The organism is Campylobacter concisus (assembly GCF_902460675.1).
GTDB classification, from domain to species: domain Bacteria; phylum Campylobacterota; class Campylobacteria; order Campylobacterales; family Campylobacteraceae; genus Campylobacter_A; species Campylobacter_A concisus_AJ.
The window spans coordinates 301,571-328,344 of record NZ_CABPUQ010000001.1 but is presented as its reverse complement, the minus strand read 5'-3'; the positions used below and the strand labels follow the sequence as shown (position 1 = coordinate 328,344).

Here is a 26,774-nt window from a genome sequence, read left to right as displayed (position 1 = left end):
CATCCCCTTTGTAAAGTGTGGGTAAATTATAAATTTTAAAAGGTGAAAAGGCTATAAATTTTTGGGTCTTATTTATTGACAAATTTGTCTTAAAGTGAGTAAAATCACGCCAGTTCTAAGTTTTAGAAAGACCTTTTTTGGATACAAAATGCACTCAATCGGAATCGATATAGGCTCAACTTCTGCAAAAGTTGCGATCATGGAGGCAAGTAGCGGCGAGATAAAGGAGCTATTTTTACTCCCAACAGGCTGGAGCAGCGCAGATACGGCCATGCTTATAAAAGAGCGAGTTTTAGCTTTAAGTCTTGGTGAGCTTTATTTTGTAGCGACTGGATATGGCAGAGTCTCGGTGCCATACGCCAATAAAACCCTCACAGAGATCACCTGTCACGCGCTTGGGGCGCACTACTTTTGCAAAAGCGACTGCACCGTTATCGACGTGGGCGGACAAGATACGAAGGCTATCAAGCTTGAAAATGGCGCAGTGACGGACTTTACGATGAATGATAAATGTTCAGCCGGCACTGGTAAATTTCTAGAAGTGATGTCAAACCGCCTTGGAGTTAGGTTTGATGAGCTTACAAGCCTTGCTAAAAATAGCGACAAAGATATCGCCATAAGCTCGATGTGCACGGTCTTTGCGGAGTCTGAGATCATAAGCCTCATAGCTCAAAACGTCTCACGAGAAAATATCGCAAAAGCGGTGATCGCCTCAGCTATAAATAAAATTTCAAATTTGGTTAAAAAACAGGCAAATACGAGCTATTTTCTAAGCGGTGGCTTTAGCAAGAGCGAGTATGTGAGAGAAAATTTAGAAGCGTGCTTGCAAGCTAGCGTCACCACGCACAAAGATGCGATCTACTGCGGTGCGATCGGCGCTTGCCTTGCAGGGATAAGAAATTTAAGGAGAGAAGATGGCAATAAATGAGAGTATGAATTTGAGCGAAATTTTCGCTACCTATGACAGCGCTAAGAAAAATTTAGCCCAAAACGTCGAAGCAGTTAAAAATAACGGCCAAAAGATCGCAGCGATATTTTGCACCTACACGCCAAGAGAGATCATCCACGCAGCAAACGCTTACAGCGTGAGCGTCTGCGCTACTGGCGATAACGCAGTGGTTGAAGGCGAAAAGTACCTGCCTAAAAACCTCTGCCCGCTCATAAAGGCAAGCTATGGCTTTGCTAAGGCAAACAAGTGCCCATTTGTGCGAAACTCTGATATCGTTATCGGCGAAACGACGTGCGACGGCAAGAAAAAGATGTATGAGCTAATGGGTGAGTTTAAAGATGTCCACGTCATGCACTTGCCACACTTCAAGAGCCAAAAGAGCCTGGAACTTTGGCAAGATGAGGTTAGGGAGCTAAAGGAGCGGCTGGAGGCTAAATTTGACGTGAAAGTAAGCGATGAGGAGCTTAGAAATTCTATCAGGCTATTTAACAAAGAGCGCGAGCTGATGGGCGAAATACAAAATTTCATGAAGCTAACGCCGCCACCCATGAACGGCAAAGAGCTGCACGCACTGTTATATGGAAATGGCTTTATCTTTGATAAAAAGGAGCAGATAAGCGACCTTGAGATCATCGTAAATAAGCTAAAAGAGTGCGTGAGGGACAAAATTTCACCCGTGCATAAAGATGCCAAACGCATCATCATCACAGGCTGTCCAAGTGGCGGGGTCTATGACAAGATCGTGCCAGCCATAGAAGAGGCAGGCGGCGTAGTGGTGGCTTACGAAAACTGCACTGGAACTAAAAACTTTAGCAACCTTGTCGATGAAAATGACGATCCAATTAGCGCCATAGCAAAACGCTACATGGCGATACCTTGCTCGATCATGTCGCCAAATAAAGATAGAGAAAATGTGCTTCAAGAGATGATAAAAGAGTATAAGGCGGACGGCGTGATCGACGTTGTGCTGCAAGCCTGTCACACCTACAACGTAGAAACTACCAATATAAAAAGGGCATGTAGCGACGTAGATACGCCTTATATGGCGCTTGAGACGGACTTTTCTACAAGCGATGCTGGGCAGATCAAGACAAGGCTCGAGGCGTTTATAGAGATGCTTTAGGATAAATTTAAAGAGCAGGGGCTAAATTTAGCTTTAAATTTAAATAGCTGACTTTAAATGCAGTGAAATTTACTAAATTTACAAGTCAGTTAAAGCGAATGAAAAATACTTTATTTAATTATTCTATTTTTTCTAAAAGTAACCAGCTTGAATAACCACCGTGGATATATCGCATGTGCTTATAATCATAAAGAACCGAATTCCACTTCTCATCGCCATTTTTCATTTTGTCGTTATACTCTTTCGTTTTTTCTTTGTCGCCTAAGTATTTATACATATCGCGTAGATCTCTACATATATAGGCACTTTTTAATTCATTGCAGCCATATTCAAGCATTTTTACATCTGCTTTTGACTCAGAAAGGGCTTTTGCGTAATAAGAAAACAACCCCAAGCAAAGATGTATTAATCAAAGGCGACAATAATGAATTAAAAAATGAAAAAACTTTAATTTAAAAAAAGTAACTTCTTAAAAAAATATGCAGGAGTTTTTCCTGCATATTTAAATAATCAATCGTCCAATAACCACCATCCCGAAGGGCTTCCATAAGCATATCGGGCGTGATGGTAATCGTAAGTGACTGAATTCCACTTTTCATCGCCGTTTTTCATTTTTTCGTTATATTCTTTTGTTTTATCTCTATCGCCTAAGTTTTTATACATGTCGCGTAGATCTCTACATATATATGCACTTTTTAGCTCATTACAACCGTATTCGAGCATTTTTACGTCCGCTTTTGACTCAAAAAGAGCTTTTGCGTAATCAGAATTTATGGCATCAGTTTTAGCTTGATCGTCACTATTTCTTGCAAAATAAACTATTTTTTCTCTAATCAAATCAAGAGCTGGTATATTGCACGCTGGAGCAAATTTTTTATCGTAGCAGTATTCTGGAATAGTCTTTTCATAAAAATTCACTACTTTTTTAAGGTCTTTATTGGCTAAAGCCTCTCGTTTTTCTAGTGCTAGGCAGCCTAGATCATTACCTTTATCGAAACACCAATATTTTGCCCTATCTGTGTCTATTTTTTTCGTGTTAGTTTCTATAAACTGTTTATCCCCACTATAATCATAATTTGGTTTTTCTTTGCTACTCCCAAAGCCCCAAGCATATACGCTACTTGTGGCCAACACGCTGGCTAAGACTGAAGCTAAAATTTGCTTTTTCATCTTTATACTCTCCTTTTTTTGGTTAAAAAGGCATTCTACCCCCCCCCGTGCTTAAAATAAATTTTAAAAGGGTGCAGGCCCATGAAAAAGTATAAATTTAGTGTCTGAGTGTCTGCTAAAATGTGCAGAGTATGTCAAGCAGTCTGCCAAGTTTTTGCATATCATTTAAGAAAAGCTGGTTTGGTTTTTGTGTAAATTCTTTAGCTTCGTCTAGGATTTTGGGCTCAGCAATGCTATAAACAAACTCCTTTTTCAGGATCTTTGCGCCCTTTTTATAAACAAATTTTGCCTCGATAAAACTTGCAAAAAAGCTATCATCTCTTAAGTAGTAGTTGGTGGCCGCATTTACAAAAACTGGCTTTTGAGCTAAAAACTCGCCACAAACGCCATTTTGCGAGCTAAATTTAACACTTTCAACCACATCAGGTCTTATCTCGTAAAACCTTATTTCGCTAGCTTTTTTAAGGGCCAAAACATCACTAGCTTTGTTTAAATTTATAGAGGCACTATCTGCTTCAATGACGTTTATAACGCCATTTACAAGAGAATAAGCACTTGTAGTTTTATTTTGATCAAGAAAATTTACCATGCCAAAAAATGGCACACTGGCATTTAGTTCAGCCAAATTTGGCATATTTTTGATTAGTAGCTGCTGTTTTTCGCCGTTTAGTTCAAAGTAGCTCACCATGATGGAAATTTCATCCTTTTTACTAGGCGTCTTTTGCGAGCAGCCTGCAAAAAAGAGTATTGCAAGCAGCAAAACTACTAAATTTCTCATTTTATGAAGTAATCACCATCAAAGCTTACAAGCGAGTATTTTCTCTCGTTGCCGATACTCTCTTTAAGCTCATCAATGCTTAAAAACTCCAAGCTGTCAGCTCCGATGTACTCTCTTACCTCTTCGACGCTTTTTTTAGCGCTTATTAGCTCCTCAAAGCTTGGTGTATCGATGCCATATCGCTCAGGATACTTGAGCTCAGGGCACGCAACTCTGAAGTGAATTTCTTTCGCCCCCGCGTGCCTTAAGAGATCGACCACCTTTTTAGAAGTAGTGCCACGAACGATGCTATCATCGATCACGACGATACTTTTACCAGCTAGCACGCTTGACATTGGGTTTAGCTTTAGTTTGACCTTTAAATTTCTCATCTCTTGGCTTGGCTCGATAAAGGTTCTGCCCACATAGTGATTTCTAGTGATGGCTAGCTCAAATGGAATTTTGCTCTCGTTTGCGTATCCAAGCGCTGCTGGCACGCCGCTATCTGGCACTGGCACTACAAAGTCAGCCTTTACCTTGCTTTTTCTAGCAAGCACCTCGCCCATCTTTTTTCTCACTTCATAGACGCTTTTGCCCTCTATAACACTATCTGGGCGCGCAAAGTAGATGTACTCAAAGGCGCAAACTCTAGGCTCTGGCTCGAAAATTTGCAAGCTTTGAAACTCGCTCTTGCCATGCTCAAAAACTATCATTTCGCCAGGTCTAACATCTCTTATAAATGTCGCTCCCACAAGATCAAACGCACAAGTCTCGCTAGCTACGATGTATCCGCCATCTTTTAGCCTACCAAGGCTTAGTGGCCTAACACCCCAGCGGTCTCTGATGGCAAAGGTCTTATGACGTGACTGCACGAGCAAGCAGTAAGCGCCTTTTATCTTATCAAGTGCTGCGATAATGCGATCTTGTAGGTGTTCGTCGTGGTTTCTTGCGATGAGGTGGATAATGTTTTCTGTATCCATATTTGTCTGAAATATCGCGCCATCTTTGATAAGTTCGTCTCTAACCTCGTCTTTATTGACCAAATTTCCGTTGTGAACGATTGAGATTTGACCTAGGGCGTAGTTGGCGGCTATTGGCTGGGCGTCACGGCCTGAGTTTTTGCCAGCTGTTGCGTAGCGGTTGTGGCCGATAGCCATGTCGCCTTTTAGTGAGCTTAAGATCTCTTCGTTAAAGACCTCGGTGACTAGGCCGTTGCCCTTGTGAGTGGAAATTTCGCCGTCATTACAGACGCTGATGCCACTTGCCTCTTGACCGCGGTGTTGCATAGAAAATAACGCATAATACGCCGTTTTCGCCGCATCTTTAGAATTTATGATACCAACTATCGCACACATCTTTTATCCTCTTTTCATCTTTTTAAATTTCATCTTTGCAGTTAAATTTGCTCTCACTTTTAACGCCTAAGCACTATTTTGTAAGTGGCTTGTTGCCCAAAGTGCTGGCACATTTGCCGTTATTTGCACCATTTATAATAATCCACATGCACTAAAACTAAATTCCATAATCTCAAATCAACTCACCAGCTCCTAAATTTTGACGCTTTTTGCGCTCTGGTAGGTAGAATTTATCGCCAAATTCTAACTCGTATCTCTTTATATCATCAAGCTTAAATTTAATCATCAAGCCCCAAACTATCATCTATCGAGTATAGACCACTGCTTTGATCTTTTAGCCAGATGGCAGCCTTAATGGCACCTTTTGAGAAGGTCGCTCTGCTAGTTGCCGTGTGGTTTAGCTCGATAAATTCGCCGTCATTGTAAAAGCCAACCGTGTGACGACCGACCACGTCGCCGCCACGAAGCGCCATAACTGCGATCTCGTCTTTACTTCTTGCACCCACCATGCCAGCTCTGCCTGTTACTAAAACATCTTTTAAATTTAGATCCCTTGCCTCTGCCACGCAGCCTGCTAAAGTCATCGCAGTGCCGCTTGGAGCGTCCTTTTTGTGTCTGTGGTGCTGCTCGACGATCTCTATATCAAATTCTCTTAAAACTTTCGAAGCTATCCTTGCAATTCTATTTAACACTGCTACACCTAGACTCATGTTTGTTGCGTAGAGTATTGGCATAGTGCCTGATGCTAGGTGAAGCAAGTTTTTCTCGTCGTCATTTAGTCCAGTCGTGCCGATGACTAGTGGTTTTGGGTTGGTTCTAGCGTAGTTTAGCAGTGCTACGGTCGCCTCTTTTTGGCTAAAATCGATTATAACGTCGCACGCTTCAAAAAATTTAGCAAAGTCGTTTGTTAAAAGTTCGCTACTTAAATTTTCAACCTCATTTTTTTGGCTAAAAGCGACGCTTAAAGTGGCGTCTTTTTCATCCTTTAAGCAAGAGATGATACTTTGAGCCATCTTGCCGCTAGCGCCGTAAAGTCCTATTTTTACCAAAATTTATCCTTTGATTTTTGGTTGAAATTTAACATAAATTTTATTATAGAGAGATTACGAAATGGCTTTTGAAAAAGAGCTACTTTAGGCAAAAATTTAATTAAAAATTATCATTGTGGTAACTGCTGCGATCAGAAAAATGGGTATTGATTATATTAGAGCGCACTTTTTGCTTATTTTATGCAAAAAGGGTTATGTTCTGCCCTAGAGTTATTTTATTAATGCATTTTTTTAAAAAAAATATTCTGATAAGCCTAAAAACCAAGCAATTTTAAAATATAAATTTTTACTAAAATGATTTATTTTGAAAGAGAAATTTAGCCAAAAAATTTGGCTAAATTTGAGTATTAATGTACGCTTTCTATGTAGCTCATAGCGCTAAGTGCAGCCACAGCGCCATCGCCTGCAGCAACGATGACTTGCTTTGGAGCATCCTCTCTGATATCACCTGCTACAAAGAGCCCTTTTAGGCTAGTTTGCATCTTAAGGTTTGTCTTGACCTGTCCGCCATCAGCCATTTCGCAGATAAATTTGCCGTTTTCATCTTTTAAAATTTCGTTATTTACATTTAGTCCGACAAAGGTGAAAATGCCCGGCACATCAAGCACGTGCTCGCCATTTTTAGTATCAAGCACGATCTTTGTTAGACCCATTTTATCGCCAAGCGCCTCTTTTACAGTCGCACTCGTTATAAACTCGATCTTCTCATTTTTTCTAGCTTTTTCAACGGTTGTTGGCGCTGCTCTAAACTCGTCACGTCTATGCACTAGATAGACTTTTGAGCAGATATTTGCTAGGTAAAGTGCCTCTTCAACAGCTGTATCGCCACCGCCAAGAACGGCTACCTCTTTGTTTTTGTAAAAGAAGCCATCGCATGTTGCGCACGTGCTAACGCCTTTACCAAAGAACTCGTCCTCGCCTTTAAAGCCAGCACGTCTTGGGGTTGAGCCAGTCGCTACGATGACAGCCTTTGCCTGCTCACTCTTGCCGCCTTCAAGTAAAATTTCAAAGCTGCCGTCACTATTTTTTCTAACGCCAACGACGTTTGCCCACTTATGAACTAATCCAAATGCACTGCACTGCTTCCACCAAGTGCTCATAAAGTCAAAGCCGCTTTCGCCAGGGGCTTTTTGACCTGGGTAGTTTTCTATCTCTGAGCTCGAGGTGATCTGACCACCAGGCTCGCCTTTTTCAAACATTACAACATTTTTTAATCCGCCTCTAGTGGCGTAAAGTCCGGCGCTTAGTCCTGCTGGACCGCCTCCGATGATCGCTAAATCAAGCATAAATTTCCTTTATTCTAAAACATTTATGGACGAATTTTGTTTGTAAATTTCGCCCCTTTGATGAACTATCTCAACACTGCTAGGTAACTTCGTGATGCTTAAATTTCGCATCAGCTCTAGGACTGTATTTATATCTGAGCTTATATATTTTAGTGTTGAGTTTGACTCATATCTTTTTTGAAAGATATCGATCGCCACAACTGTTTCATTTTTGGTTGGTAAAATTTCGTCTAATTTTGATTGATTTGAACTGAAGATTAAAAGCGTGTATTTTGGCTCTTTTGGAGTGAAAATTTCGCTTTTTTCGTAAAAAACTAGCTTCGCAAAATCAACAAATTTATATTGTGAAAAACGATAGTTGCTATACGCAAATGCAGCTGCTATCATAGCTGCACCAAAAAATGAACCAAATATATAGGTAAGAGGAAGCAGACTTCCTCTTCTTTTTTCGCTCATTAAAGAAGCGAATTTAGTTTGTCAGTTAGGGCTTGTTTTGACTGCGCACCGACCATTTGCTCAACTAGCTCGCCATTTTTGAAAAATAGCAATGTTGGGATCGATCTGATGCCAAACTCAACCGCAAGATCTTGCACTTCGTCAGTATTTACCTTGCAAATTTTTGCTTTGCCCTCAAAGTCTTCAGCAAGCTCTTCGATCACTGGAGCTAGCATACGGCAAGGTCCGCACCATGGAGCCCAGAAGTCTACTAGAGCAACGCCTTCTTTTGTTACATCAAAATTTTCTTTTGTGAGTTCGATGTATTTTCCCATTTGTTCTCCTTATTTTCAAGATGTGGCAATTATACAAAATCAAATTTAAATTTTAGCTAAATAATAAATTTTATTATAAACTAATATTTTCTATCAGCTCAAAATTTTCATTTTTAACAACAAGCAGATCAAGTTGGAAGTCCCTGTTTGGCTCATTTTTCATCATATAAAAATTTATCGTTTTTAAAATTTTCATATATTTTGCCTTGTTTAGCCTATACTCCGCTTCATATCCTCCGCTAGTTGCTTTTACTTCAATAAAATGCAAAATTTTATCGCTACTTAGCGCGATGATGTCGATCTCGCCAAATTTGGAGTGAAAATTTCTCTCTAAAATGACAAAACCAAGCTTACGCAAAAACTCGCAAGCCTTATCTTCGGAGCTCTTACCAAAGAGATACTCTTTTAGCCCCAAGCTACTCCTCGATCCTCATCATAAATGGCTCTTCTTTTATATACTCTTGCTCTTTTAAAAGCTCCATCGTTCGCTTCGCATCAGCCTCCAAGCTCGTGTGAGTCGTGAAAAATAGCACGGCATACTCGCTCTCATCTTTTGGCTTTTGCAGTAAGCTATCAATCGAGAGGTTGTTTTCACTCATCAAATTTGTTATCTTTGCTAGCACACCCATTTTGTCTTCGACTTTTAGCCTAAAGTAGTATTTCGTCTTTATCCTGTCGCGATCAAGCAGCTCTAAGGTGTTTAGCTCAAATGGCGCTTTATATCCAAGCATAGGCGACTTGCTATCTCTTGCGATGTCGATAAGATCGCTGATCACCGCGCTTGCCGTTGCATCGCCACCAGCTCCAGGTCCATAGTACATCGTCTCGCCAACGACCTCGCCAACGACACTGATCGCATTTGTTACGCCACTTGCCTTTGCTATCATTTTATTTTGTGGCACAAGCGCTGGATGTACGCGTAGCTCGATTTTACCCTCGCTTTTCTTAGCAATTGCTAGAAGTTTTATTGAGTATTCAAAATCTTTTGCGAAAAATATATCCTCTGGCGTGATGCCTTGTATCCCCTCGATCAAGATATCCTCTGGATCGCCGTGCACACCGTATGCGATGCTTGCAAGGATGAGAAGCTTGTGAGCCGTGTCAAAGCCGCCCACGTCAAAGGTAGGATCAGCCTCAGCGTATCCAAGCTCTTGCGCCTTTTTAAGCGCGTCTTTGAAATTTGATCCCTCATTCATCATCGAGGTTAGGATGTAGTTGCTAGTGCCGTTTAGTATGCCATTTATGCTTAGGATGTGGTTGGCGCTAAGCCCTTCTCTTAAGGCTCTAATGATCGGTATGCCACCAGCCACGCTTGCTTCAAAGCCAAATGGCATGTTTTTGGCTAAATTTTGCAAAGCGTATCTATGATAGGCAAGAAGCGCTTTGTTTGCAGTGACGACCGCTTTTTTGTGCTTTAAAATTTCACTCACCACTCTAAAAGGCTCTTCAACACCGCCCATAAGCTCGACAAAAACGTCGATATCATTGCGGTTTATGACGCTATTTATATCATCAGTCAAAGGGATGCCAGCGTCTCTTTTTTTGTTTAAATTTCTAACCACACCTATGACTGGCACTATCTCCTCGCCACATCTTGCTGCGATTAGCTTTTTGTTTTTTAGTAAAATTTTTGCGACCGACTCGCCAACGGTTCCAACGCCCAATATCGCTACATTCATTCAAATTCTTTCAAATATTTTTTTATATTTCTTGCTGCTTGCCTTATCCTGTTTTCGTTTTCGATAAGAGCTAAGCGCACATAGTCGTTTCCGCCCTCGCCAAAACCAATGCCCGGACTAACAGCAACTGAAGCCTTTGTAAGAAGCTGCTTTGAAAACTCAAGGCTGCCTAAGTGGCTAACTTTTGGCGGCAGTTTCGCCCAGATAAACATGCTGGCATTTGGCTTTTTAAGCTCCCAACCAGCTTGAGCAAAGGCCTCTATCATCACATCTCTTCTTTTTTCATAAATTTGGCGTATCTCTTCAACGCAGCTTTGATCGCCGTCAAGCGCGACTGTGGCTGAGACTTGTATCGGCGTAAACATGCCGTAATCAACCCATGATTTTATCTTTTTAAGAGCGGCGCAAAGTCTCTTGTTTCCGCACATGAAGCCAACTCTCCAGCCAGCCATGTTGTAGCTTTTTGAAAGAGTGTAGCACTCGACTGCGACGTCTTTTGCGCCTTCTACTTCAAAGATGCTCGGAGTTTTGTAGCCATCAAAGGTAAGATCAGCGTAGGCGATATCTGAGATGATGTAAAATCTCTCTTGCTTTGCGATGCTTACAAGGCGCTCGTAAAAGCTCTTTTGCACGGTCACAGTCGTTGGATTGTGCGGGAAATTTACGACTACATATTTTGGCTTTGGTGAGCTTGCGTGTATCGTCTGGATTAGGTTTTCAAAAAATTTATTCTCATCTAGCTCAAATTTATCGTTGTAGTGAAGCGGCATCTTTGCGACGCTTCCGCCAGCAAATAAAAACGCTTGCGTGTGTATCGGATATGCAGGATCAGGCACGATAGCCACATCGCCTGGGTTTATCACGGCTTGAGCAAGATGCACAAAGCCCTCTTTGCTGCCCATTGTGGCGACTGCTTCAGTTTCTGGGTCTAAATTTACGCCGTATTTTCTCTTATACCAGTTGCAAATGGCAAGGCGGAGCTTATAAATTCCAGCACTGGCTGAGTAGCCGTGGGTCTTGTCTTTTTGCGCGCTTTCGCATAGTTTATCGACGATATGCTGTGGTGTTCTGCCCTCTGGGTTGCCCATAGAAAAGTCGATGATGTCCTCACCAGCTCTGCGTGCTGCCATTTTTATAGCATTTACTTCGGCAAAAACGTAGTTTGGCAAACGCTCAATTGTATTAAATCTTATCTCATCAAACACTGTTTGCTCCTATTTTATAAGCTTGATAACTATCTCGTTTTTAATGTTAGTTATGTCGTTATTATCGCTAATTAACGCATATTTTGCGTCGTTAGCTAAATTTATAGTGTAGTTAGTTTTTATCTCGTTTTCTCTTTTTAGATCGATTTGGTTTAAGTTTTTATCATAAATTCTAACAAGTGGCACCCATTTGTTTGGCTCGTTTGAGATGATATTTAGGCTACTTGCGCCTGCCACGTCGACGATATAGACGCCACCACTCTTTACAAGTGGGGTCTCTTCATTAAAATTTACTTTTGACGCATCAAGGCTCATATTTTTAGCATCCAAATAAAGCGCTAAATTTCCATCAACTCTATCAAATCCCATGATCTTAAAGCCGCTTTTACTGAGCGTGAAATTTAGTAAATTTGGATCTATACCGCCACTTTTTAGGGCTAAAATCCCATAAGAAATTTCATTGCCATTTTTTAGAGAATTTACCCTTGCCACGCTTATATTTGCATCTTCAAGAGCTAAATTTATCGATTTTACAAATAGTGCTGAGGGGACTTTTTGCGTGCTTATAAATTTTAAATTTAAGCTATTTGAGCTAAATGAGAGAGCATCGTAGTTCGAGCTTTGCTTTAGTCTTGAGACTAGCTCTCCGACGTTTAGCGAGCCGTTAGTGTCTAAATTTTCTAAAGAAATTTGCAGATCTTTTCCACTGCTTAGTGCATTTGCACTGCTATTTAGATCAAAAGCGTATGAAAAAACGCTAAAAAGAAGAAATATGGCTAGTTTTTTTACCAAGATTTGCCCTTATTCATCTCGACAAACTCGTCATAAGTTAAAAATTTCATATCACCATTTTCTACTAAAAATCTAGCTGGACGGCTTGGGTTATACTTTGTCACTTTATCGCCGATCTTAAGCTCGATGTTGCCATTTCCGCAAACGACTAGCTGTCTTTGGTCTAAATTTATATTGACACTTTTGCTTGTATCGCTTGATGTTTTTTGGCCATTTTCAAGGTTGATGATGCCTATCCAAACGCGTTGTTTTGGCGTGATGACCGCCTCATTTAGCGGCTTTGTCACATTTTGCTCTACTTTTGGAGCTGGCTGGGCTGCCATGCTAGGTTTTAGGGCATTTTGATCAACGCTAGCAGGATTTACGGTCGCGTTTTGCTCAGCTGGAGCTGAAATTTTCACGCTTGAAGCGTTTGCATCGATCTTTGGAGCGTTTTGAGAGATCGTTACGTTTGTGTCGATTATATTTTTCTTCACTTCATTGACGATGCTTGATTGCGAGTAGCTCACGCTTGTGTTGTCTTCATTTAAGCTTGCGATGAAATTTTGGACGTATTTGTAAGCGTCAAAGTAGTAAGCGCCGCCAGCGATGATAGCTAAAATGATGATCCAGAAGAAAAATCCAGCCCCACCGCCGCTACTTTGCCTTTGGATCGAGACATCTTCAGGTGTGTAAGAAGAAATTTTTGGGCTTACTTTTGTTTTTTTGCTCTCATCAGGCATATTTTCTTGCATAAATGCGTCGTATTCGGCTAGAAGTTCGCTAAGATCGACGCCGTACTCGCGCTGTAAAATTTTGGCGTAGCCTCTTATGTTTAAGCGTGATAATTTTTCAAAATTTTTGTCAAAAATGTATTGTAAAAATGTGGGTTCAATGTGCGTTTTACGCGAAATTTCCTTTATGCCTATCTCTTTTAAATTTTCTAGTTCATTCATCTATCATCCTATCACAAATTATCGCAAAAGCTGCACTTACATTTAGGGAGTCCCAGCCGTCTTTTAGCTTGATACCGACGCACTCATCGCACTTTGCTAGAGCTTTTTGCGGTATGCCTTCGCCCTCTGAGCCCATCACCAAAGCCCTTTTACCAGCAAATTTCATCTCTTTTATATTTTTGCCGTTGCTTGCCGTCGCATAGAGCCTAAAACCACACTGTTTTAGCTCATTTAACAGGCTAAGTCCGTCTTCAAAGATCGCTATTGGTATCTCGTAAGCAGCACCGCTACTTGACCTTAAAACGCCTTGCATATTTACACTTTTTGTAACGATGACAAGTCCTTCGCAGCCTAGAGCATAGGCACTTCTAGCGATGGAGCCGATATTTCCAACGTCACTTATGCCATAAAGCACGGCGATGAAATTTAGCTTTTTTAGCTCACTAATGTCTGAAAACTCAAACTCGCTAACGCTTGCTAAAAAGCCTTGATGGTTGCCGCCATGCGCCATCGACTGAGCTTTTTGATTATCCACGCGGATGATCTTCTTGCCAGTGCCACAAATTTTAGAGAAGAGTTTTTTATCACACTCTTTTGAGAGATATATCTCTTCTAGGATCTGTGGGCGCTTGTTCAAAATATGTAAAAATAGCTGTTTTCCGTATATTATCATGGTTGCTTATGGTAGCTAAAGTCAAGTAAAATTTAACTTATTTCGCTTCTAAATTTGAGTGAATTTTTGAAACTTTTTGGAGAAATTTGAGCTTTTAAATTTATGCTTTTATTAGCTCGTCGTAGATCTTTTTGACGTCCTTGCCAGTTATTTTGCTAAGCAGTTTTGCCTTTGCTTTTGGGGCTATATCAAGCGAGATGATCTCATCTTTTGTGATGTTTTGAGTGGCTATATTTGCACTTTTTGAGATGACTACTGCCCACTCGCCGTTTAAATTTGCTTTTTCTAAAATTTGGACTAAATTTTTGGCTGCACCCTTAAATTTAGTCTCAAATTTTTTGGTGGCCTCTTTTATGGCAAAAATTTCTCTCTCTGGCTCTAAATTTGCAACGCTTTGCACTAAGCTTAATATGCGTTTTGGGCTCTCATAGATCACAGCCGGATAGGCTAAGCTTAGAGCATTTTGAATAGCTAAGGCCCTATCTCTGCCAGTATTTGGTAAAAAGCCTAAAAAAACAAACTCTTTATCGCAAAGCCCACTTGCGACTACACTTAAAAGTGCAGCGTTTGCTCCGCTTAAAATTTCATATTTGATATCATTTTTTTGAGCGTATCTTACTAGGCTAACGCCTGGATCGCTTATGCCTGGCATGCCAGCATCGCTCATATAAGCTATATTTTTACTCCAAATTTCATCACTTAAATTTGCGAAAAATTCATCTTCGTTGTGGGTGTGAAGCGGGATAAAATTTGAGATATTTATATTTGCGTCAAAGCGTTCGTTTAGTAGATTTACAAGGCTTTTGCAAACTCTTGTATCTTCGCAGATAGCTATCTCGCATTCACGCAAAATTTTGATCGCACGAAGCGAGATATCTTCTAAATTTCCTATTGGAGTAGGAACAAAGTAGAGCAAGGCTTATTTTTGAGCGTATTTTTTCTTAAATTTCTCAACACGGCCAGCGCTATCAACTATCTTTTCGCTGCCTGTGAAAAATGGGTGGCACTTGTCACAAATGTCAATTCTGATTTCGCTTTTGTTTGACTTTGTCTTAAAAGTGTTGCCACACGCGCAAGTTACGGTGCAATCTACATACTCTGGATGGATCTCTTTTTTCATCATCTTTCCTTTATTATTTTGGACTATTTGTTACCTTAAAAGTTGCTGATTATATAAAAACTAATCTAAAAATCAAATAAATCAGGCAAGAAATTTTGCCGCCACAGATATGACTGCGGTCTGTGATCTTAAGATATTTTTTGTATTTAGGCCGTAGCTATTTTTAAATTTAGCCGTCTCATCCTCGCTAAATCCGCCCTCTGGACCGATTATTAATATCTCATCATCTCTTTTTTCATTTAAATTTTTGCCGCCAAAATTTATAGCCGAGACATTTTTATAAACGCTCATTAGCTCGTCTAAATTTTTATAAATTTCAAACTCCATTAGCGACGTTCTCCCGCACTGCTCGCATGAAAGCGCGTTTATGTAGTTTAGCTTTTCAAGGTCGATCTTGAAATTTGCTTGAGAAAATTTAGTATAGACAAAGGCGATCTTGCCAACGCCAAGCTCATTTAAAAATGGCAGTGCCTTTTCGATCGTCTTTGGATCAACGACTGCCCAAGCGATGGTAAAGTCAAATTTATGCTCGCAGTTTAGGCTGGCAAAGACAAGGCTTAAATTTGCACTTCTGCGCTCTATCTCATCGATCTCATAGATGTACTCTTTGCTGTCGCATAAATTTCTAACACTTATGCGCTCTCCTGCTTCAACCCTTCTAGCTTTTAGGTGTAAAAATGCCTCATTTACTATTTTCAGGCGCTCTTCGCCAGCGTTTTTATCATATAAAAATTTCATCTAAATCCCTGCAAGAACAATCAAAATAATGTCGCAAATGCCTTTAATAAGGGCAAATTTTTTAAATTTCTCTAGCTCGCCAGCAACGGCGTATCTTTTTAGCCTTTTATATCCAACTGCGCTAAGTGCGATCAGGGCTATCAAAACAAGAAGCATTTTTATGGCGTTAAATTTTGGCTCATAGCTATAATATGCCCACAAAATAAGCCCAGTTAGCACCAAAAAGCTAAGTAGCATATGATAAATAGGCAAAAAATACCTTATGCGAAGGACGTAGTTTTTGCTTCTCACTCCAAGCTGAGTAAGCGCTAGATAAAGCACCGCCAAAGCAAGAAGCACATAAAAAAATGTCACGTGAAATGGCAAAGTATAAGCGTAGAGCGAGGCTAAATGTTCGTTCATTTCTTATCTTTAGGAGGCTCGTTTTCTTCGACTACTGGCTCAGGTGGCAGCTGCTCGTCGATAGTTACATTCGCATCAGGCTGAGCTATCGTAACATCACTTGGTACTGGCTCACTAACGTCACTTTTGGCCTCTTCTTTATCTCCACATCCCAAAAATACGCCAGCTATAAGCAAAAAAGAGGTTATAAATTTTTTCATTAAACGTCCTTTGGATTTTCTATTTTTATCTTATTTATCATCTTTTCAAGCAAATTTTTATCTTCCCACTCGTCTATAATGGCCTCAGAAAATTTGATATCGCTAAGCCTTATCTCGCCCATTTGTGGGTTTGTCGCGTCCTCTTTGAAGCACTGCGCATAGCCAGTATCAGTCTCATGCACGATGACACTGTGAAGCTTCACTTCGCGCTCGCCGTTGTTCATCACGCTAAGCTCAAGTATCCGCTCGATCATCACAAAAAATATACGGCAAAACTGCTCTGCGCTGGGATTTAGTGGGATATCTATCCACCTTGCAGAGTGCCTTTTAAGGTCGTTTTTGTATTCGTCGCTATCGCCTGAAAATATGGTCGTGGCGTGATCAAAGCTATCGATGATCGTCTTTATGTTTTGCTTCATCAGCCCAAAGTCATAGACCATGCCAGCGTTGTCTAAGAAATTTGAGCTAAGTAAAATTTCTGCCACGTAGCTATGGCCGTGGATGCTTGTTCTGCAGCGCTTTGAGCTACAAAATCTCACGATATGCGCATTTTCAAATCTAAAAAGTTTTCTAATAATCATCAAACACCCTCTTTATCGCTCCAAAGCCTGATGTGGATACGATCTGAATAGTTAAACCCATGCTTTATGGCAAATTGCGCTGTTTTTAGAGCATTTTTGCCTAGCTCGTTCTCATTTGCACCCATCGCCATGCACCAAACTGGCAAATTTGTTCTATTTTTTATATCTAAAATTTCCTCCAGCTCACTTTCGTCAAAGCGAGATAGGACAAATTTTAAAAAGCTACTTTTTGCGTTATTTTTAATAGCTAAAATAGCGTCTAAATTTATGCGTTTTTGCTCGCTAACTCCGCTGTTTGCTAGCTTTACGCCAAGTGCAAAATGGCAGTTTTTATAAATTTCAAATTTATCAAAATCAACCAAGATCGTGCCATTTGTCTCAAAATGCACCTCGTAGTTTATAAGCAAATTTCTTACCAAATTTATGAAATTTTCATTTTCATGCCAGATGAGTGGCTCGCCGCCTGTTAAAACGATGATTGGCTTTTGCTCTAAGCCTTTGCATAGCCCATCAACTAGGCTTAAAATTTCATCTGCGCTGTGTTTTTTGTGGTGAAAATGTCCCTTAAAAACGGCTCTTATGCTATCACAGCCCAAAAGCTCTTCGCCTGTTTTTAAAGATCTTGTCTTTACGCCAAAGCCAGAGCAGTTTAGGTTGCAGCCCAAAAAGCGTAAAAATATGGCGAGTCTTCCCTGATAAGCGCCCTCGCCTTGGATGCTTAAAAATGCCTCAACTAGTTCTAGCTCTTTGCTCATCAACCACCAGTTTGGTAAAAGGCCCTTGAAGAGGTTTCATTTTCAGTTCCTAGAGCCCATTTGTTCTCTTTTGGCTTGTTAGCTAGCACTTGCCTTAAAATTTCACTTGCTGCGACGATGTCGCCATTTGCAACTGCTTTTTTGATACTTAGTGCATCTTCAAAATAAAGGCAAGGTATCAAAAGCCCCTCAGCGCTTAGTCTGATGCGGTTGCAACTTTCGCAAAAGTCGTGTTTGTGGGGGTCTATGATGCCAAATTTATAGCCGTCATCAAGCCTATAAATAGACGCAGGTGCGTTTGGCAATTTTTCATCTTTTGTGACATTATATTTTTGCGAGATGATCTTTAAAATTTCATCGCTTTTTAGCCCTTTTAGATCCTCTTTGGCGTGCGAGTTTTCCATATATTCGATAAATCTGATCTGAGAGTTTCTAAATTTAGCAAACTCAAGCAAATTTACTAGCTCATCGTCGTTAAAGCCTTTTAGTGCGACCGTGTTTATCTTAACCTTTAGTCCAGCATCAAGTGCCGCCTCAAAGCCAGCTAAAACCTCGTGCAAGACGCTCTTTTGAGCGATAAATTTAGCCTTTTGCTCATTTAGCGTATCAAGCGACATATTTATGCGCTTTAGTCCAGCGTCCTTTAGCCTTTTGGCAAAGTGCGGCAACATAAAGCCATTTGTCGTAAGCGCTAGATCGATGTCTGGCTTATAATCGCTTATCATCTTTATAAAGACGTCCAGATCCTTGCGCACGAGCGGTTCGCCGCCTGTGATCCTGATCTTTTTCACACCCTCATCGATAGCTACTTTTACAAATAAAAATAACTCTTCAAATGTTAGTAAATTCTCTTTTGGTGTCCAACTAAATGGCGTCGTAGGCATGCAATATCTACATCTAAAATTGCAGCGCTGCGTCACAGAAATTCTTAAATAATCAACAACCCGACCATATTTATCTATTAGCATAAAGCACCTTTTTTAAGCTTGGTTAGAGCTTTTTTAATTTTCAATTATATGTTAAAAGATTTAAATTTAAATAAAAATTTAAGCTAATTTTTGTAGTTTAAGAGTAGTTTTGTCTTTTAAAATTAGCCCAAATTTAGGCTAATTTATGAAATTTAAGCACAAATTCAACTCGCCCCATACCCACGTGAAGATCTTTAGCGATCATGGCTGCGCTTTTGCCATCTTTAAACATCTTTAGTATCTGCTCTTCTTCGTTGATGACGCTTGGGGCGATTTTATTGATATCTCTTGTTCGCTCCTCAAGGTTAAACATCCTATCTTTTTGCTCGTTTGCAAAGTCATCGATCACTCGCTCGATGCTCTTTATAGCGCGGATTATCGGCACGACTTTTTCATTTATCTGCTCGTTTATCTGCTCTTTTAGCTCATCTTTTACATCTTTTAGCTGCTCGTCATCATCAGGCTTAAAGCTTGCTAGTGCGGCTAGCTGCTTTTTGAGATTATAGTTTTCTTGTATGGCGCTCTCTATGGCACGCTCATATCTTGTAAATTTCTTATTTGTCTCGCTATCTTTTATAAATATCAAAGCTATTATTATCGCTAAAACGATGCCAAAACCTAAAAAAATGTAAATTTCCATATTTTTCCTTTACGAATTCGCTCTAAGCTCTCTTATCATCACACGCTCTCTAGCCGTCACGTAAGCGTTCCAGTCGGCCTCGTCCTCTTCGTGCATATTCTCTATCTTTGCTAGCCTCTCATCCTGCGCCCTTAGATAAAGGCTCAAATTTCTCTTTGGAAAGATAGGCATCATAATCCTTGCGTAGTAAATTTCATCTTTTTTAAATTTATCTTCGCTTATTTTTATATGTGTAAAGCCGATCTCATCGATATCTGCACTCTCTTTTAGTGGCAAGTATTGCTTGTGCTCATTTTTTATATAATCACTAAGCGCGTCGATCTTTCTATGAAGCTCGATGACAAGCGTTAGCAAGACTTGGTCGCTCTCTTTGGTCTCGCCGCGTGATTTTGCACGCTTTAGCCACGCTCCAAGCGCATCTTCGTCGCCAGGCAAGATAGAGTTAAATTCTCTTAAAAATTTCTCATCCCCACTTCTGTCGCACTCATAAACCATGCTAAGAGGCGCTTTAAAAAGCCTTACTTCGCTCATAGTACACTGATCCAAACAAAGATGAAAAATAAAATTCCCAAGTAGCCATTTAGCGTGAAAAATGCCCGATCTATCTTGCTAAAGTCGCGCCTTACGATCCTGTGCTCGAAAAATAATATCACGCCACTTACCACAATGCCAAAAAATGCCATCGCTCCAAGCCCAGCCGCCCAAGCAAAAAGTAGCCAAAGTATAAAAGCTAAGGCGTGAAAAATGGCTGATAAAAATAGTGTCGCCTTGTCGCCGTAAATGGCTGGTATGCTAAAGAGCTTGTTCTCTTGGTCAAATTTCATATCTTGAAGCGAGTAAAGCAGGTCAAATCCAGCCACCCAAAATGTCACACCAAGGCAAAGCAGCACGCTCCAAAGTGGTATTGCAGCGCTCACTGCGACCACGCCAGCGATCGGAGCAAGTCCAAGACTAAGGCCTAGCACCAAGTGCGCTAGCTCGCTAAATCTCTTAAATAGCGAGTATCCGCCAAGTACGGCAAGGATGGGGAAGCTTAGCCAAAATGCGAGTGAATTTACAAAATAAGCGCAGATGATAAAGATAAGCGCGTTTGCTGCGATGAAAAGCTGCATATTGCCCTTGCCGATGCGCCCATCTACGCTTGGACGGCTTGCGGTGCGTGGGTTTAGCTTGTCGATGTCCTCGTCTTGGTATCTGTTAAACGCCATAGCGAAATTTCTAGCGCTAACTGCGCAAAGAGTGCCTAAAATAAGCAGTTTAAAGCCGAACCAAGCCGAGCCATTTTCTATCTTGCTCGCAACTATCATCGCCACAAAGATAAAGGGCAGGGCAAAAACCGAGTGCTTAAAAACGATGAGTTCTGCGATATCTTTTAGCTTTTTGATCATATAAATTTCCATCTTTTTAAAAGTGTCTGATTTTACACCATTTTGCTTTAAATCTAAATTTATATTATCATTGCGAGAATAATTTAAAATGAAGGGTTATGATGAGTAAAATAGCGATTATCGGAGATGGTTTTAGTGCGTTATTTACGGCGCTTGAGCTAGCTAAAAAGGGTGAGGAAATTTTAGTTATTAGTAGCCAAAAAGATGAGTTTGAAAGCGGAATTTTAACCCCATTTAACACCCCAGCACTTGCAAGAGATGGAGCGATATCTAGCTCATTTTTGGGGCTTGTTAGTAAAAAAAGCGAGCTTGATATAGCGCTTTGCTTAAATGAAAACTTTAGAGCTTGGATGGCGAATTTCACGCTTAAATCAACAAAGGCTCACGATAAAAAGATGAGAATTTTGTTTAAAAAATTTGGACAAAAGAGCTTTGAAATTTTAAAAGAGCTAAGCGAAAAATATCCGCAGATAAAATTTTATGAGAGCGGCGTTTATCTCGTTTTTAGCGAAGATGAGAGCTTTAAAAAGAGGCTTGATGAGACAAGGGTCGCTGATAGCGAGCAAGAAATTTTAAGCGTGGATAGTGAGCTAGCAAATTTTGGCCTGATAAATAAAAACATAAAAGGGGCACTAAATTTAAGCAAAAACGCGAGTATCGACGCTGGAGAGCTAAAAAAAGCGCTTGTTAGCGAGCTAAATGAGCTTGGAGTGCAGTTTATAAATGATGAAATTTATGAGCTAAAAACGCAGGGGCAAGCCGTGCAAAAGGCTGTTGGCAGTGCTGGCGAATACGAGGCTGATAGCTTTGTCGTGGCGAGTAGAAATTTGGAGCTTTCAAGTAAGCTTGGGACAAATTTAAGTGCCATTTTAGCTAAATTTTACACGATCGATCTTGTGCTAAGCGAGGGTCAGATCCCTAAAAAACCGATCATTTTAAATGATATGTTTGCCAAAATTTATCCAACCAAAAATGGCGTCACGATCATCACAAATTTACAAGTGGGCGCGATCGATACGCTCGTAAAAACAGAGAAGATCAACGCATTTTTAAACGAGCTAAAAAGACACCTTGGCATAAGCGAGCTAAAAGAGCCTAGTTTTAGGGCAAATTTCGTCCTTCTTAGCTCAAACGACAAGCCAGCGATCGGACGCGACGAGACATATCAAAATTTACTCTATAACCAAGCATACGGGCTAAACGAACTAAGCTTTGCACCGCACTTTGCAGGCGTTTTGGCTGATCTTATAAAAGAGGGCAAAAGCAACGAGCAAAGCGATGAAATTTTGCTATTTAGCTCATTTTACGAGGGCTAAGCTTGTTTGGCGAGCTAGCACTAATTGGCACCACGGCAAGCGGCAAGAGCGATCTAGCCTTTGAGCTGGCAAAGGAGTTTGGTGGCGTCATCTTAAGCCTTGACTCGCTAGCACTTTATAAAGAGATAGATATCGCCAGCGCAAAGCCAAAGCCCTGGCAGCTGGGGGCTGTAAGGCACTTTGGGGTGGATGAAATTTACCCTGATGAGGAGTTTAGCGTTGGGGCATTTTTTGAAATTTACAAAAACGCAAAGGAATTTGCGCGCTCGCAAGAGTGCTTGCTTATCATCACAGGAGGTAGCGGCTTTTATCTAAAGGCGATGCTTAGCGGCCTTGCGCTAGACGTGCCAAAATGCGAGTTAAATTTAAGTAATGAAGAAATTTACGAGCTAGCTTTACAAAATGACCCTGAGTTTGCAAGTAAATTTAGCCAAAACGACTCTTATCGCCTCGAAAAATGGTATCAAATTTATAAATTTAGCGGGCAAATCCCAAGCATCTGGCTAAAGCAAAACACCAAAGAGAGCGTCATAAAAGAGCTTGCGATATTTGAAATTTTGTGGGATAAAGATGAGCTTAGAGCTCGCATCGCAAAGCGGACGAAAAATATGCTAGATGAGGGCTTGATAGATGAGGCGAAGTTTTTATTTGACAAGTATAAAAGCGAGCCAAAGCCACTAAAATCAATAGGTCTAAAGGAGTGCAAGCAGTTTTTGGATGGTGAAATTTCAAAAAGTGAGCTAGAAACGCTCATCGCCACGCACACAGCCCAGCTTGCTAAGCGTCAGCGAACCTTTAACCGATCGCAGTTTGAGAAGAAATTTGTGGGCGATTTGGCGCAGACTAGAAGTGAAATTTTGAAATTTTTAAAAGGCTAAATTTGAGTAAATTCAAATTGTCTAGGTGGTAAATTTAGTTTAGTAGAGGCGAACAGCTCCAAAAGAAGCCGTTCGATAAATTTATATAGGCATAACCCTGATTTTTGGGCTTAGGCTCTCTTGCAATACATTTTCTATCGCATAAAGTGTGCCAGTAGAGCCGCTTGAACAGCCCGAGCAAGCGCCAAGATAGCGGATATAAACATCGATATTTTCGCCATTATCGTTTCTGATGTCTATGATCTCTAAATTTCCGCCATCCATCATAAGCATCGGGCGGATCTCTTTATCGATGATCGACTCGATCGCTTTTAGCTGGCCAACCATCGTCATGCTCTCAAAGCTAACGTCGCTTAGGGTGTTGTTTGCTTGAGCGTTGGCCTGAGCTTCTAGCCTCTCTTGCTCCATCTCAGCCCTAGTATCGCGCAAGATATCAACCAAATAGTAGTCCTTTTTCTCATGTCCGCCAGGTCTAACGCATGATTTACAAAATGCGCCTGCTTTTGTGTATTGCGTGATCTCCTCAACCGTGTGAAGGTCGTTTAGTCTGATCACCTCTTTGATCGTGCCAAGGCTCACTCTAGCGCACTCGCAAACGATGATCTCATCTTCAAAGTGCTCTGGGTCTATGCCCTTGTAGCTTGCAGCAGCTGCCTTGATAACGTCATAAGCCATAACCGAGCAGTGCATCTTTTGAGGTGGCACAGCTGGTGTGTCTGGATTGTCACGCATAGCTCTTTCGACATCGAGGTTTGTTATCTTTACCGCTTCATCGACCGTTTTACCGATGCAAAGCTCAGCCATTGTATCAGAGCTAGCTATCGCCGTGCCACAGCCAAAGCTTTTAAATTTAGCGTCTATTATCTTGTCAGTTTTCTCATCAACGAGCCAGTAAAGCCTGACCGCGTCGCCGCAGCTCTCTGCGCCAAAGTCAGCGATGATAAGTTTTGCGTTTGCTTTTTTGGCGTCCTCTTCGGTTAGTTCGCCCATGAATTTAGGATTATTCATCCTATCTTGCACTACCTTTGAGTATTCATCCCAGATAGAGCCGCCGATTAAGTTATTTTTTGCCATGTTTTTCCTTTAAATTTTATAATCCACTCTTATGCCACTCTGGGGCGTATGCAAATGTGCTTGATATGCCTCTTAGTCTATTTACAGCCTTTGTTATATGCTCGATCGCGTAGTCGATCTCTTCTTCTGTGTTAAACCTTGAAAGAGATAGTCTAAGTGCGGTGTGAGCTAGCTCTTTGTCAGCTCCGATCGCCTCCATGATAGGATTGCTTTCAAGCGTCTCACTCGCACAGGCAGAGCCAGTAGAAGCTGCTATGCCAGCTCTATTTAGATCCCAAAGCATCGCCTCACCCTCGACACCTTTGATAGAAGCTAGGATGGTGTTTGGCACGCGCTGATCTTTTTTGCCAACGACGCTAACGTCAGGAATTTGTAGTAGCGCGTCTTCAAGTTTGTCACGCAAACGACGAACATGCGAATGCTCGTAATCCATAAATTTATTTGCTAGTTCAAGCGCTTTGCCCATGCCAACGATGCCTGGTACATCAAGTGTGCCGCTTCTGCGTCCGCCCATGTGCTCGCCGCCGTGAAGCAAGCTGCTTAGTGGCATGCTATTTTTTATAAATAACGCTCCAACGCCCTTTGGTCCGTGAAATTTATGCGCTGAAAAGCTTAAAAAATCAACATCTAAGTCTTGAACATCTATCTTTATCTTGCCAACTGCTTGAACCGCGTCAGTGTGAAATAAAGCGCCGTATTCGTGAGCAACTTTGGCAAGCTCTTTTATGGGAAAGATCATGCCAGTTTCGTTGTTTGCGCTCATTATGGCGACAAGCGCAACGTTTTCGTCCATGACGGCTCTTAGCTGCTCTGGAGTGACGATGCCATCGCTATTTACGTCTAAGACCGTAAGATCCACGCCATATTTTTCTAGAAATTTACAAGTTGCCAAAATGGCTGGATGCTCGACCGCGGTTGTGATTATGCGTTTTTTCTCGCCAGTTGCGATCTTGTCGAAGTAGATGCCTTTTACAACCCAGTTGTTGCTCTCGGTTGCGCATGAGGTAACGACGATGTCATCGCTATCTTTTGCATTTAATCCGGCGTAGAGCTGATCTAGCGCTGTTCTTAGCGCTGGGTGAGTTTCTGAGCCAAATTTGTGAAGTGAGTTTGGATTGCCGTATTTTTCGCAAAAAAACGGCTTCATAAGTTCAAAAGCTTCTGGATCAACCATCGTTGTGGCGTTATTGTCTAAATATACTCTCAAATTTAAAACCTTAATTCGGATAAAAAATATCCCTTTTATTTTTGATGGGATATTATAACAAAAAAGTTAAAAGCAAGTTTAAAAAAATGCTTTAGTTTTTTCAATATTTGGCTCATTTTGATAGTAAAAAATATTGAAATTCTTTATCAATATTTGACAGATACGCTATTTGCGAAATTTCGCCTAAAAAAGCCTATTTTACTCTTAATATTAATTATTTTTCTTAAGGATTAAAATTTAAAAGCGAGATAATTAATCGTAACGTAAATATATCGACAATAAAATAAGCAAAGTAAATTTTCTAAAAGGATATAGGATGAAATTTATAGGCATTATACTTCTACTACTAACAAGCATATTTTTAATAGCTTGCTCTGCAAATCAAGCAAGCAATAAGATAAGTAACTCTGAGCTAGAGAATTTAGCTAGTAAATATGGAGGAGTTTATGTATTTGATGAGAAATTTGAAAAAGAGATAACTACTAAAGAAAAGATAAGACGAGAAGCAGAGTTAGCAATAGTAAATGCTTCAAAAACAGATGCTGAGATGAGAAAAAATTTAAAAGGGTTTGATACAAAATATCCTCAAATTCTCTCAAACGGTAAAAAATACTATACACGCTGGATAGACTATGAAAACCAAACTGGAAAAAAAGCTGAAATCCCTGAAATTTATATAAATAAAATAAAAGAATTTATGGGGGATGATTTTCTAAAAGAAGAACCTAGAATTTATCCTAAATATATGTACTTTGATGGAAAAGAAATGTCAGTGATCAAGATATATCTTTCGTATGACTACATCAAAACAAAATATGGCTTGTTTGGTGATGAAAATAGAGGCATATCATTTAAACAAGATACTTTTGGAACAAAGTCAGGAGATAATATCTTTTATTTAATAAATGGTAAATTTGAGCGAGCAAGCAAGGACAAATAATGCAAACAAAAAAATCAAGTAAAGAGCTTATAAATTGTTTTAAAGACTATGTGGATATAGCTGATGCAAGTTATGCAATGCTTCATAACTTTTTTGAGAATGAAAGAAATAAACTAAACAATAGCTTCAATCAATAAAAAATTTAACAATCTACAAATAAAACATAATAAATTAATAATATTATAATTTCAAAGACAATAAAATAAGCAAAATAAAATTTCTAAAAGGATATAGGATGAAATTTATAGGCATTATACTTCTACTACTAACAAGCATATTTTTAATAGCTTGCTCTGCAAATCAAGCAAGCAATAAGATAAACAACTCTGAACTAGAAAATTTAGCTAGTAAATATGGTGGGGTTTATATATTTAATCAAAAATTTGTTGAGGAGATAGAGAAAAGAGAAGCTGAGAGAAAAGAGCTAAGTAAAACACTTGGCGATAAGATAAGGTCAAATCCTAGAAAAATAAAACAAGGCGATAAATTTATAACAATATATGATGTTGATATGACTTTAATCAATAAACAACTTCCTCAAACTCTCTCAAACGGCAAAAAATACTATACACGCTGGATAGACTATGAAAATCAAACTGGCAAAAAAGCCGAAATCCCTGAAATTTATATAAATAAAATCAAAGAATTTATAGGGGATGATTTTAATAAGCAAAAACCAGAGTTACTAATGCTTTATCTATATGAAGACAATGGGATAGCTATACCTATAACAGTAAGAGCCTCTTATACATACGTAAAAACAAAATATGGTTTATTTGGCGATGAAGGACGTGGTGTTAAACTTAGCAAACAAAACTTTGTCA

34 protein-coding genes are annotated in these 26,774 nt (G+C 40.1%); 7 read left to right on the top strand and 27 right to left on the bottom strand.

Annotation, left to right across the window (positions count from 1 at the left end):
- Positions 1 to 148 precede the first annotated feature (148 nt).
- Both F3G88_RS01600 and F3G88_RS01595 read left to right on the top strand, forming a co-directional pair.
- On the top strand, positions 149 to 928 hold the full coding sequence (locus F3G88_RS01600; RefSeq protein WP_149715197.1) for an acyl-CoA dehydratase activase: 780 nt from the start codon (positions 149 to 151) through the stop codon (positions 926 to 928).
- Positions 915 to 2,072, top strand: coding sequence for a double-cubane-cluster-containing anaerobic reductase (locus tag F3G88_RS01595; RefSeq protein ID WP_149715196.1), 1,158 nt, complete (start codon positions 915 to 917; stop codon positions 2,070 to 2,072). Before F3G88_RS01600 ends, F3G88_RS01595 begins: the two co-directional genes overlap by 14 nt.
- 118 nt (positions 2,073 to 2,190) lie before the next feature.
- Here F3G88_RS01595 and F3G88_RS01590 read toward each other — a convergent pair whose 3' ends face one another.
- From F3G88_RS01590 to mqnP, 25 genes are all read right to left on the bottom strand, one after another.
- Entirely contained in the window at positions 2,191 to 2,460 is a 270-nt protein-coding gene (locus F3G88_RS01590; RefSeq protein WP_223228705.1) for a hypothetical protein, read from the bottom strand.
- Positions 2,461 to 2,582: 122 nt separating this feature from the next.
- Positions 2,583 to 3,242 carry a hypothetical protein gene (locus tag F3G88_RS01585; RefSeq protein WP_149715194.1) on the bottom strand — a complete coding sequence of 220 codons (660 nt, stop codon included), beginning with the start codon at positions 3,240 to 3,242 and terminating at the stop codon, positions 2,583 to 2,585.
- Between the two features lie 115 nt (positions 3,243 to 3,357).
- Positions 3,358 to 4,020, bottom strand: a complete 663-nt coding sequence (locus F3G88_RS01580; RefSeq protein WP_148785652.1) for a DUF8095 domain-containing protein — start codon at positions 4,018 to 4,020, stop codon at positions 3,358 to 3,360.
- Positions 4,017 to 5,354 (bottom strand): amidophosphoribosyltransferase, encoded by a 1,338-nt coding sequence (gene purF / locus F3G88_RS01575; RefSeq protein WP_107965305.1) that lies wholly within the window; start codon positions 5,352 to 5,354, stop codon positions 4,017 to 4,019. Before purF ends, F3G88_RS01580 begins: the two co-directional genes overlap by 4 nt.
- Positions 5,355 to 5,632: 278 nt before the next feature.
- A complete protein-coding gene (gene dapB / locus F3G88_RS01570; RefSeq protein WP_012001050.1) occupies positions 5,633 to 6,403 on the bottom strand; it encodes a 4-hydroxy-tetrahydrodipicolinate reductase in 771 nt (256 codons plus the stop codon).
- Positions 6,404 to 6,750: 347 nt separating this feature from the next.
- Positions 6,751 to 7,689, bottom strand: a complete 939-nt coding sequence (locus tag F3G88_RS01565) for an NAD(P)/FAD-dependent oxidoreductase (RefSeq protein WP_148824167.1) — start codon at positions 7,687 to 7,689, stop codon at positions 6,751 to 6,753.
- Positions 7,690 to 7,698: 9 nt separating this feature from the next.
- Positions 7,699 to 8,145 carry a hypothetical protein gene (locus F3G88_RS01560; RefSeq protein WP_004318021.1) on the bottom strand — a complete coding sequence of 149 codons (447 nt, stop codon included), beginning with the start codon at positions 8,143 to 8,145 and terminating at the stop codon, positions 7,699 to 7,701.
- Complete coding sequence (trxA, locus tag F3G88_RS01555; RefSeq protein WP_021092602.1) at positions 8,145 to 8,459, bottom strand: thioredoxin; 315 nt, start codon at positions 8,457 to 8,459, stop codon at positions 8,145 to 8,147. Before trxA ends, F3G88_RS01560 begins: the two co-directional genes overlap by 1 nt.
- Before the next feature lie 73 nt (positions 8,460 to 8,532).
- Entirely contained in the window at positions 8,533 to 8,874 is a 342-nt protein-coding gene (locus F3G88_RS01550; protein ID WP_149715193.1) for a YraN family protein, read from the bottom strand.
- A gap of 1 nt (position 8,875) precedes the next feature.
- Positions 8,876 to 10,138: a homoserine dehydrogenase gene (locus F3G88_RS01545; protein ID WP_149715192.1), complete on the bottom strand. Its 1,263-nt coding sequence runs from the start codon at positions 10,136 to 10,138 to the stop codon at positions 8,876 to 8,878.
- Positions 10,135 to 11,343, bottom strand: coding sequence for an LL-diaminopimelate aminotransferase (locus F3G88_RS01540; protein ID WP_004318025.1), 1,209 nt, complete (start codon positions 11,341 to 11,343; stop codon positions 10,135 to 10,137). Before F3G88_RS01540 ends, F3G88_RS01545 begins: the two co-directional genes overlap by 4 nt.
- Positions 11,344 to 11,352: 9 nt before the next feature.
- A complete protein-coding gene (locus F3G88_RS01535; protein WP_103599399.1) occupies positions 11,353 to 12,135 on the bottom strand; it encodes a hypothetical protein in 783 nt (260 codons plus the stop codon).
- Positions 12,129 to 13,070, bottom strand: a complete 942-nt coding sequence (locus F3G88_RS01530) for a helix-turn-helix domain-containing protein (RefSeq protein ID WP_149715191.1) — start codon at positions 13,068 to 13,070, stop codon at positions 12,129 to 12,131. The genes F3G88_RS01535 and F3G88_RS01530 overlap by 7 nt, the downstream gene beginning before the upstream one ends.
- On the bottom strand, positions 13,063 to 13,743 hold the full coding sequence (locus F3G88_RS01525; RefSeq protein ID WP_149715190.1) for a TrmH family RNA methyltransferase: 681 nt from the start codon (positions 13,741 to 13,743) through the stop codon (positions 13,063 to 13,065). Before F3G88_RS01525 ends, F3G88_RS01530 begins: the two co-directional genes overlap by 8 nt.
- A gap of 100 nt (positions 13,744 to 13,843) precedes the next feature.
- Entirely contained in the window at positions 13,844 to 14,659 is an 816-nt protein-coding gene (rsmI, locus tag F3G88_RS01520) for a 16S rRNA (cytidine(1402)-2'-O)-methyltransferase (protein WP_149715189.1), read from the bottom strand.
- A gap of 3 nt (positions 14,660 to 14,662) precedes the next feature.
- Positions 14,663 to 14,863, bottom strand: a complete 201-nt coding sequence (rpmE, locus tag F3G88_RS01515) for a 50S ribosomal protein L31 (RefSeq protein WP_009295018.1) — start codon at positions 14,861 to 14,863, stop codon at positions 14,663 to 14,665.
- Between the two features lie 81 nt (positions 14,864 to 14,944).
- Positions 14,945 to 15,601 (bottom strand): 16S rRNA (uracil(1498)-N(3))-methyltransferase, encoded by a 657-nt coding sequence (locus F3G88_RS01510; protein WP_149715188.1) that lies wholly within the window; start codon positions 15,599 to 15,601, stop codon positions 14,945 to 14,947.
- Positions 15,602 to 16,003, bottom strand: a complete 402-nt coding sequence (locus tag F3G88_RS01505; RefSeq protein WP_149715187.1) for a hypothetical protein — start codon at positions 16,001 to 16,003, stop codon at positions 15,602 to 15,604. It lies immediately after the preceding gene.
- Positions 16,000 to 16,203 (bottom strand): hypothetical protein, encoded by a 204-nt coding sequence (locus F3G88_RS01500; RefSeq protein WP_004318036.1) that lies wholly within the window; start codon positions 16,201 to 16,203, stop codon positions 16,000 to 16,002. The genes F3G88_RS01505 and F3G88_RS01500 overlap by 4 nt, the downstream gene beginning before the upstream one ends.
- On the bottom strand, positions 16,203 to 16,784 hold the full coding sequence (locus tag F3G88_RS01495) for a 6-pyruvoyl trahydropterin synthase family protein (RefSeq protein WP_107855983.1): 582 nt from the start codon (positions 16,782 to 16,784) through the stop codon (positions 16,203 to 16,205). Before F3G88_RS01495 ends, F3G88_RS01500 begins: the two co-directional genes overlap by 1 nt.
- A complete protein-coding gene (locus tag F3G88_RS01490) occupies positions 16,784 to 17,539 on the bottom strand; it encodes a 7-carboxy-7-deazaguanine synthase QueE (protein ID WP_149704473.1) in 756 nt (251 codons plus the stop codon). Before F3G88_RS01490 ends, F3G88_RS01495 begins: the two co-directional genes overlap by 1 nt.
- Positions 17,539 to 18,507 carry a GTP 3',8-cyclase MoaA gene (gene moaA, locus F3G88_RS01485; protein WP_149704472.1) on the bottom strand — a complete coding sequence of 323 codons (969 nt, stop codon included), beginning with the start codon at positions 18,505 to 18,507 and terminating at the stop codon, positions 17,539 to 17,541. The genes F3G88_RS01490 and moaA overlap by 1 nt, the downstream gene beginning before the upstream one ends.
- A 133-nt stretch (positions 18,508 to 18,640) precedes the next feature.
- Positions 18,641 to 19,147 (bottom strand): DUF6115 domain-containing protein, encoded by a 507-nt coding sequence (locus F3G88_RS01480; protein ID WP_149715186.1) that lies wholly within the window; start codon positions 19,145 to 19,147, stop codon positions 18,641 to 18,643.
- 9 nt (positions 19,148 to 19,156) lie between these two features.
- Positions 19,157 to 19,678, bottom strand: coding sequence for a hypothetical protein (locus F3G88_RS01475; RefSeq protein WP_103597885.1), 522 nt, complete (start codon positions 19,676 to 19,678; stop codon positions 19,157 to 19,159).
- On the bottom strand, positions 19,675 to 20,535 hold the full coding sequence (gene mqnP / locus F3G88_RS01470; protein ID WP_411160730.1) for a menaquinone biosynthesis prenyltransferase MqnP: 861 nt from the start codon (positions 20,533 to 20,535) through the stop codon (positions 19,675 to 19,677). Before mqnP ends, F3G88_RS01475 begins: the two co-directional genes overlap by 4 nt.
- Positions 20,536 to 20,636: 101 nt before the next feature.
- Here mqnP and F3G88_RS01465 point away from each other — a divergent pair, with 101 nt between their 5' ends.
- On the top strand, positions 20,637 to 21,851 hold the full coding sequence (locus F3G88_RS01465) for an NAD(P)/FAD-dependent oxidoreductase (protein WP_149715185.1): 1,215 nt from the start codon (positions 20,637 to 20,639) through the stop codon (positions 21,849 to 21,851).
- A 2-nt stretch (positions 21,852 to 21,853) separates the two neighbouring features.
- The gene (gene miaA / locus F3G88_RS01460; protein ID WP_149715184.1) at positions 21,854 to 22,729 is read left to right on the top strand and encodes a tRNA (adenosine(37)-N6)-dimethylallyltransferase MiaA; all 876 of its coding nucleotides are present in this window, start codon (positions 21,854 to 21,856) and stop codon (positions 22,727 to 22,729) included.
- 81 nt (positions 22,730 to 22,810) lie between these two features.
- Here the strand turns inward: miaA and F3G88_RS01455 are convergent, their stop codons facing one another.
- Both F3G88_RS01455 and F3G88_RS01450 read right to left on the bottom strand, forming a co-directional pair.
- Positions 22,811 to 23,803, bottom strand: a complete 993-nt coding sequence (locus F3G88_RS01455; RefSeq protein ID WP_004318029.1) for an iron-sulfur cluster assembly scaffold protein NifU — start codon at positions 23,801 to 23,803, stop codon at positions 22,811 to 22,813.
- 16 nt (positions 23,804 to 23,819) lie between these two features.
- Positions 23,820 to 25,010, bottom strand: a complete 1,191-nt coding sequence (locus F3G88_RS01450; protein WP_149715183.1) for a NifS family cysteine desulfurase — start codon at positions 25,008 to 25,010, stop codon at positions 23,820 to 23,822.
- A 316-nt stretch (positions 25,011 to 25,326) separates the two neighbouring features.
- Between F3G88_RS01450 and F3G88_RS01445 the strand changes: the two genes are divergently transcribed.
- The 3 genes from F3G88_RS01445 to F3G88_RS01435 form a co-directional block, all read left to right on the top strand.
- Positions 25,327 to 25,950, top strand: coding sequence for a tRNA 2-selenouridine synthase (locus tag F3G88_RS01445; protein ID WP_188117444.1), 624 nt, complete (start codon positions 25,327 to 25,329; stop codon positions 25,948 to 25,950).
- A complete protein-coding gene (locus F3G88_RS01440; RefSeq protein WP_149715182.1) occupies positions 25,950 to 26,087 on the top strand; it encodes a diadenosine tetraphosphate hydrolase in 138 nt (45 codons plus the stop codon). The genes F3G88_RS01445 and F3G88_RS01440 overlap by 1 nt, the downstream gene beginning before the upstream one ends.
- Positions 26,088 to 26,185: 98 nt before the next feature.
- Positions 26,186 to 26,774: tRNA 2-selenouridine synthase (locus F3G88_RS01435; protein ID WP_149715926.1), on the top strand; the 589-nt coding region annotated here is incomplete at its 3' end.

Excerpts from the sequence above, each read along its gene's own strand:
- F3G88_RS01545 (WP_149715192.1), bottom strand. The coding sequence starts at position 10,138 with ATGAATGTAGCGATATTGGGCGTTGGAACCGTTGGCGAGTCGGTCGCA.
- F3G88_RS01455 (WP_004318029.1), bottom strand. The coding sequence starts at position 23,803 with ATGGCAAAAAATAACTTAATCGGCGGCTCTATCTGGGATGAATACTCA.
- F3G88_RS01475 (WP_103597885.1), bottom strand. The coding sequence starts at position 19,678 with ATGAGCGAAGTAAGGCTTTTTAAAGCGCCTCTTAGCATGGTTTATGAG.
- F3G88_RS01465 (WP_149715185.1), top strand. The coding sequence starts at position 20,637 with ATGAGTAAAATAGCGATTATCGGAGATGGTTTTAGTGCGTTATTTACG.
- rpmE (WP_009295018.1), bottom strand. The coding sequence starts at position 14,863 with ATGAAAAAAGAGATCCATCCAGAGTATGTAGATTGCACCGTAACTTGC.
- F3G88_RS01480 (WP_149715186.1), bottom strand. The coding sequence starts at position 19,147 with ATGGAAATTTACATTTTTTTAGGTTTTGGCATCGTTTTAGCGATAATA.
- F3G88_RS01445 (WP_188117444.1), top strand. The coding sequence starts at position 25,327 with ATGAAATTTATAGGCATTATACTTCTACTACTAACAAGCATATTTTTA.
- F3G88_RS01530 (WP_149715191.1), bottom strand. The coding sequence starts at position 13,070 with ATGAATGAACTAGAAAATTTAAAAGAGATAGGCATAAAGGAAATTTCG.
- F3G88_RS01595 (WP_149715196.1), top strand. The coding sequence starts at position 915 with ATGGCAATAAATGAGAGTATGAATTTGAGCGAAATTTTCGCTACCTAT.
- F3G88_RS01440 (WP_149715182.1), top strand. The coding sequence starts at position 25,950 with ATGCAAACAAAAAAATCAAGTAAAGAGCTTATAAATTGTTTTAAAGAC.
- F3G88_RS01585 (WP_149715194.1), bottom strand. The coding sequence starts at position 3,242 with ATGAAAAAGCAAATTTTAGCTTCAGTCTTAGCCAGCGTGTTGGCCACA.
- F3G88_RS01600 (WP_149715197.1), top strand. The coding sequence starts at position 149 with ATGCACTCAATCGGAATCGATATAGGCTCAACTTCTGCAAAAGTTGCG.
- trxA (WP_021092602.1), bottom strand. The coding sequence starts at position 8,459 with ATGGGAAAATACATCGAACTCACAAAAGAAAATTTTGATGTAACAAAA.
- F3G88_RS01580 (WP_148785652.1), bottom strand. The coding sequence starts at position 4,020 with ATGAGAAATTTAGTAGTTTTGCTGCTTGCAATACTCTTTTTTGCAGGC.
- F3G88_RS01565 (WP_148824167.1), bottom strand. The coding sequence starts at position 7,689 with ATGCTTGATTTAGCGATCATCGGAGGCGGTCCAGCAGGACTAAGCGCC.
- F3G88_RS01495 (WP_107855983.1), bottom strand. The coding sequence starts at position 16,784 with ATGATTATTAGAAAACTTTTTAGATTTGAAAATGCGCATATCGTGAGA.
- moaA (WP_149704472.1), bottom strand. The coding sequence starts at position 18,507 with ATGCTAATAGATAAATATGGTCGGGTTGTTGATTATTTAAGAATTTCT.
- F3G88_RS01505 (WP_149715187.1), bottom strand. The coding sequence starts at position 16,003 with ATGAACGAACATTTAGCCTCGCTCTACGCTTATACTTTGCCATTTCAC.
- F3G88_RS01490 (WP_149704473.1), bottom strand. The coding sequence starts at position 17,539 with ATGAGCAAAGAGCTAGAACTAGTTGAGGCATTTTTAAGCATCCAAGGC.
- F3G88_RS01510 (WP_149715188.1), bottom strand. The coding sequence starts at position 15,601 with ATGAAATTTTTATATGATAAAAACGCTGGCGAAGAGCGCCTGAAAATA.
- mqnP (WP_411160730.1), bottom strand. The coding sequence starts at position 20,535 with ATGATCAAAAAGCTAAAAGATATCGCAGAACTCATCGTTTTTAAGCAC.
- F3G88_RS01500 (WP_004318036.1), bottom strand. The coding sequence starts at position 16,203 with ATGAAAAAATTTATAACCTCTTTTTTGCTTATAGCTGGCGTATTTTTG.
- F3G88_RS01525 (WP_149715190.1), bottom strand. The coding sequence starts at position 13,743 with ATGATAATATACGGAAAACAGCTATTTTTACATATTTTGAACAAGCGC.
- F3G88_RS01560 (WP_004318021.1), bottom strand. The coding sequence starts at position 8,145 with ATGAGCGAAAAAAGAAGAGGAAGTCTGCTTCCTCTTACCTATATATTT.
- purF (WP_107965305.1), bottom strand. The coding sequence starts at position 5,354 with ATGTGTGCGATAGTTGGTATCATAAATTCTAAAGATGCGGCGAAAACG.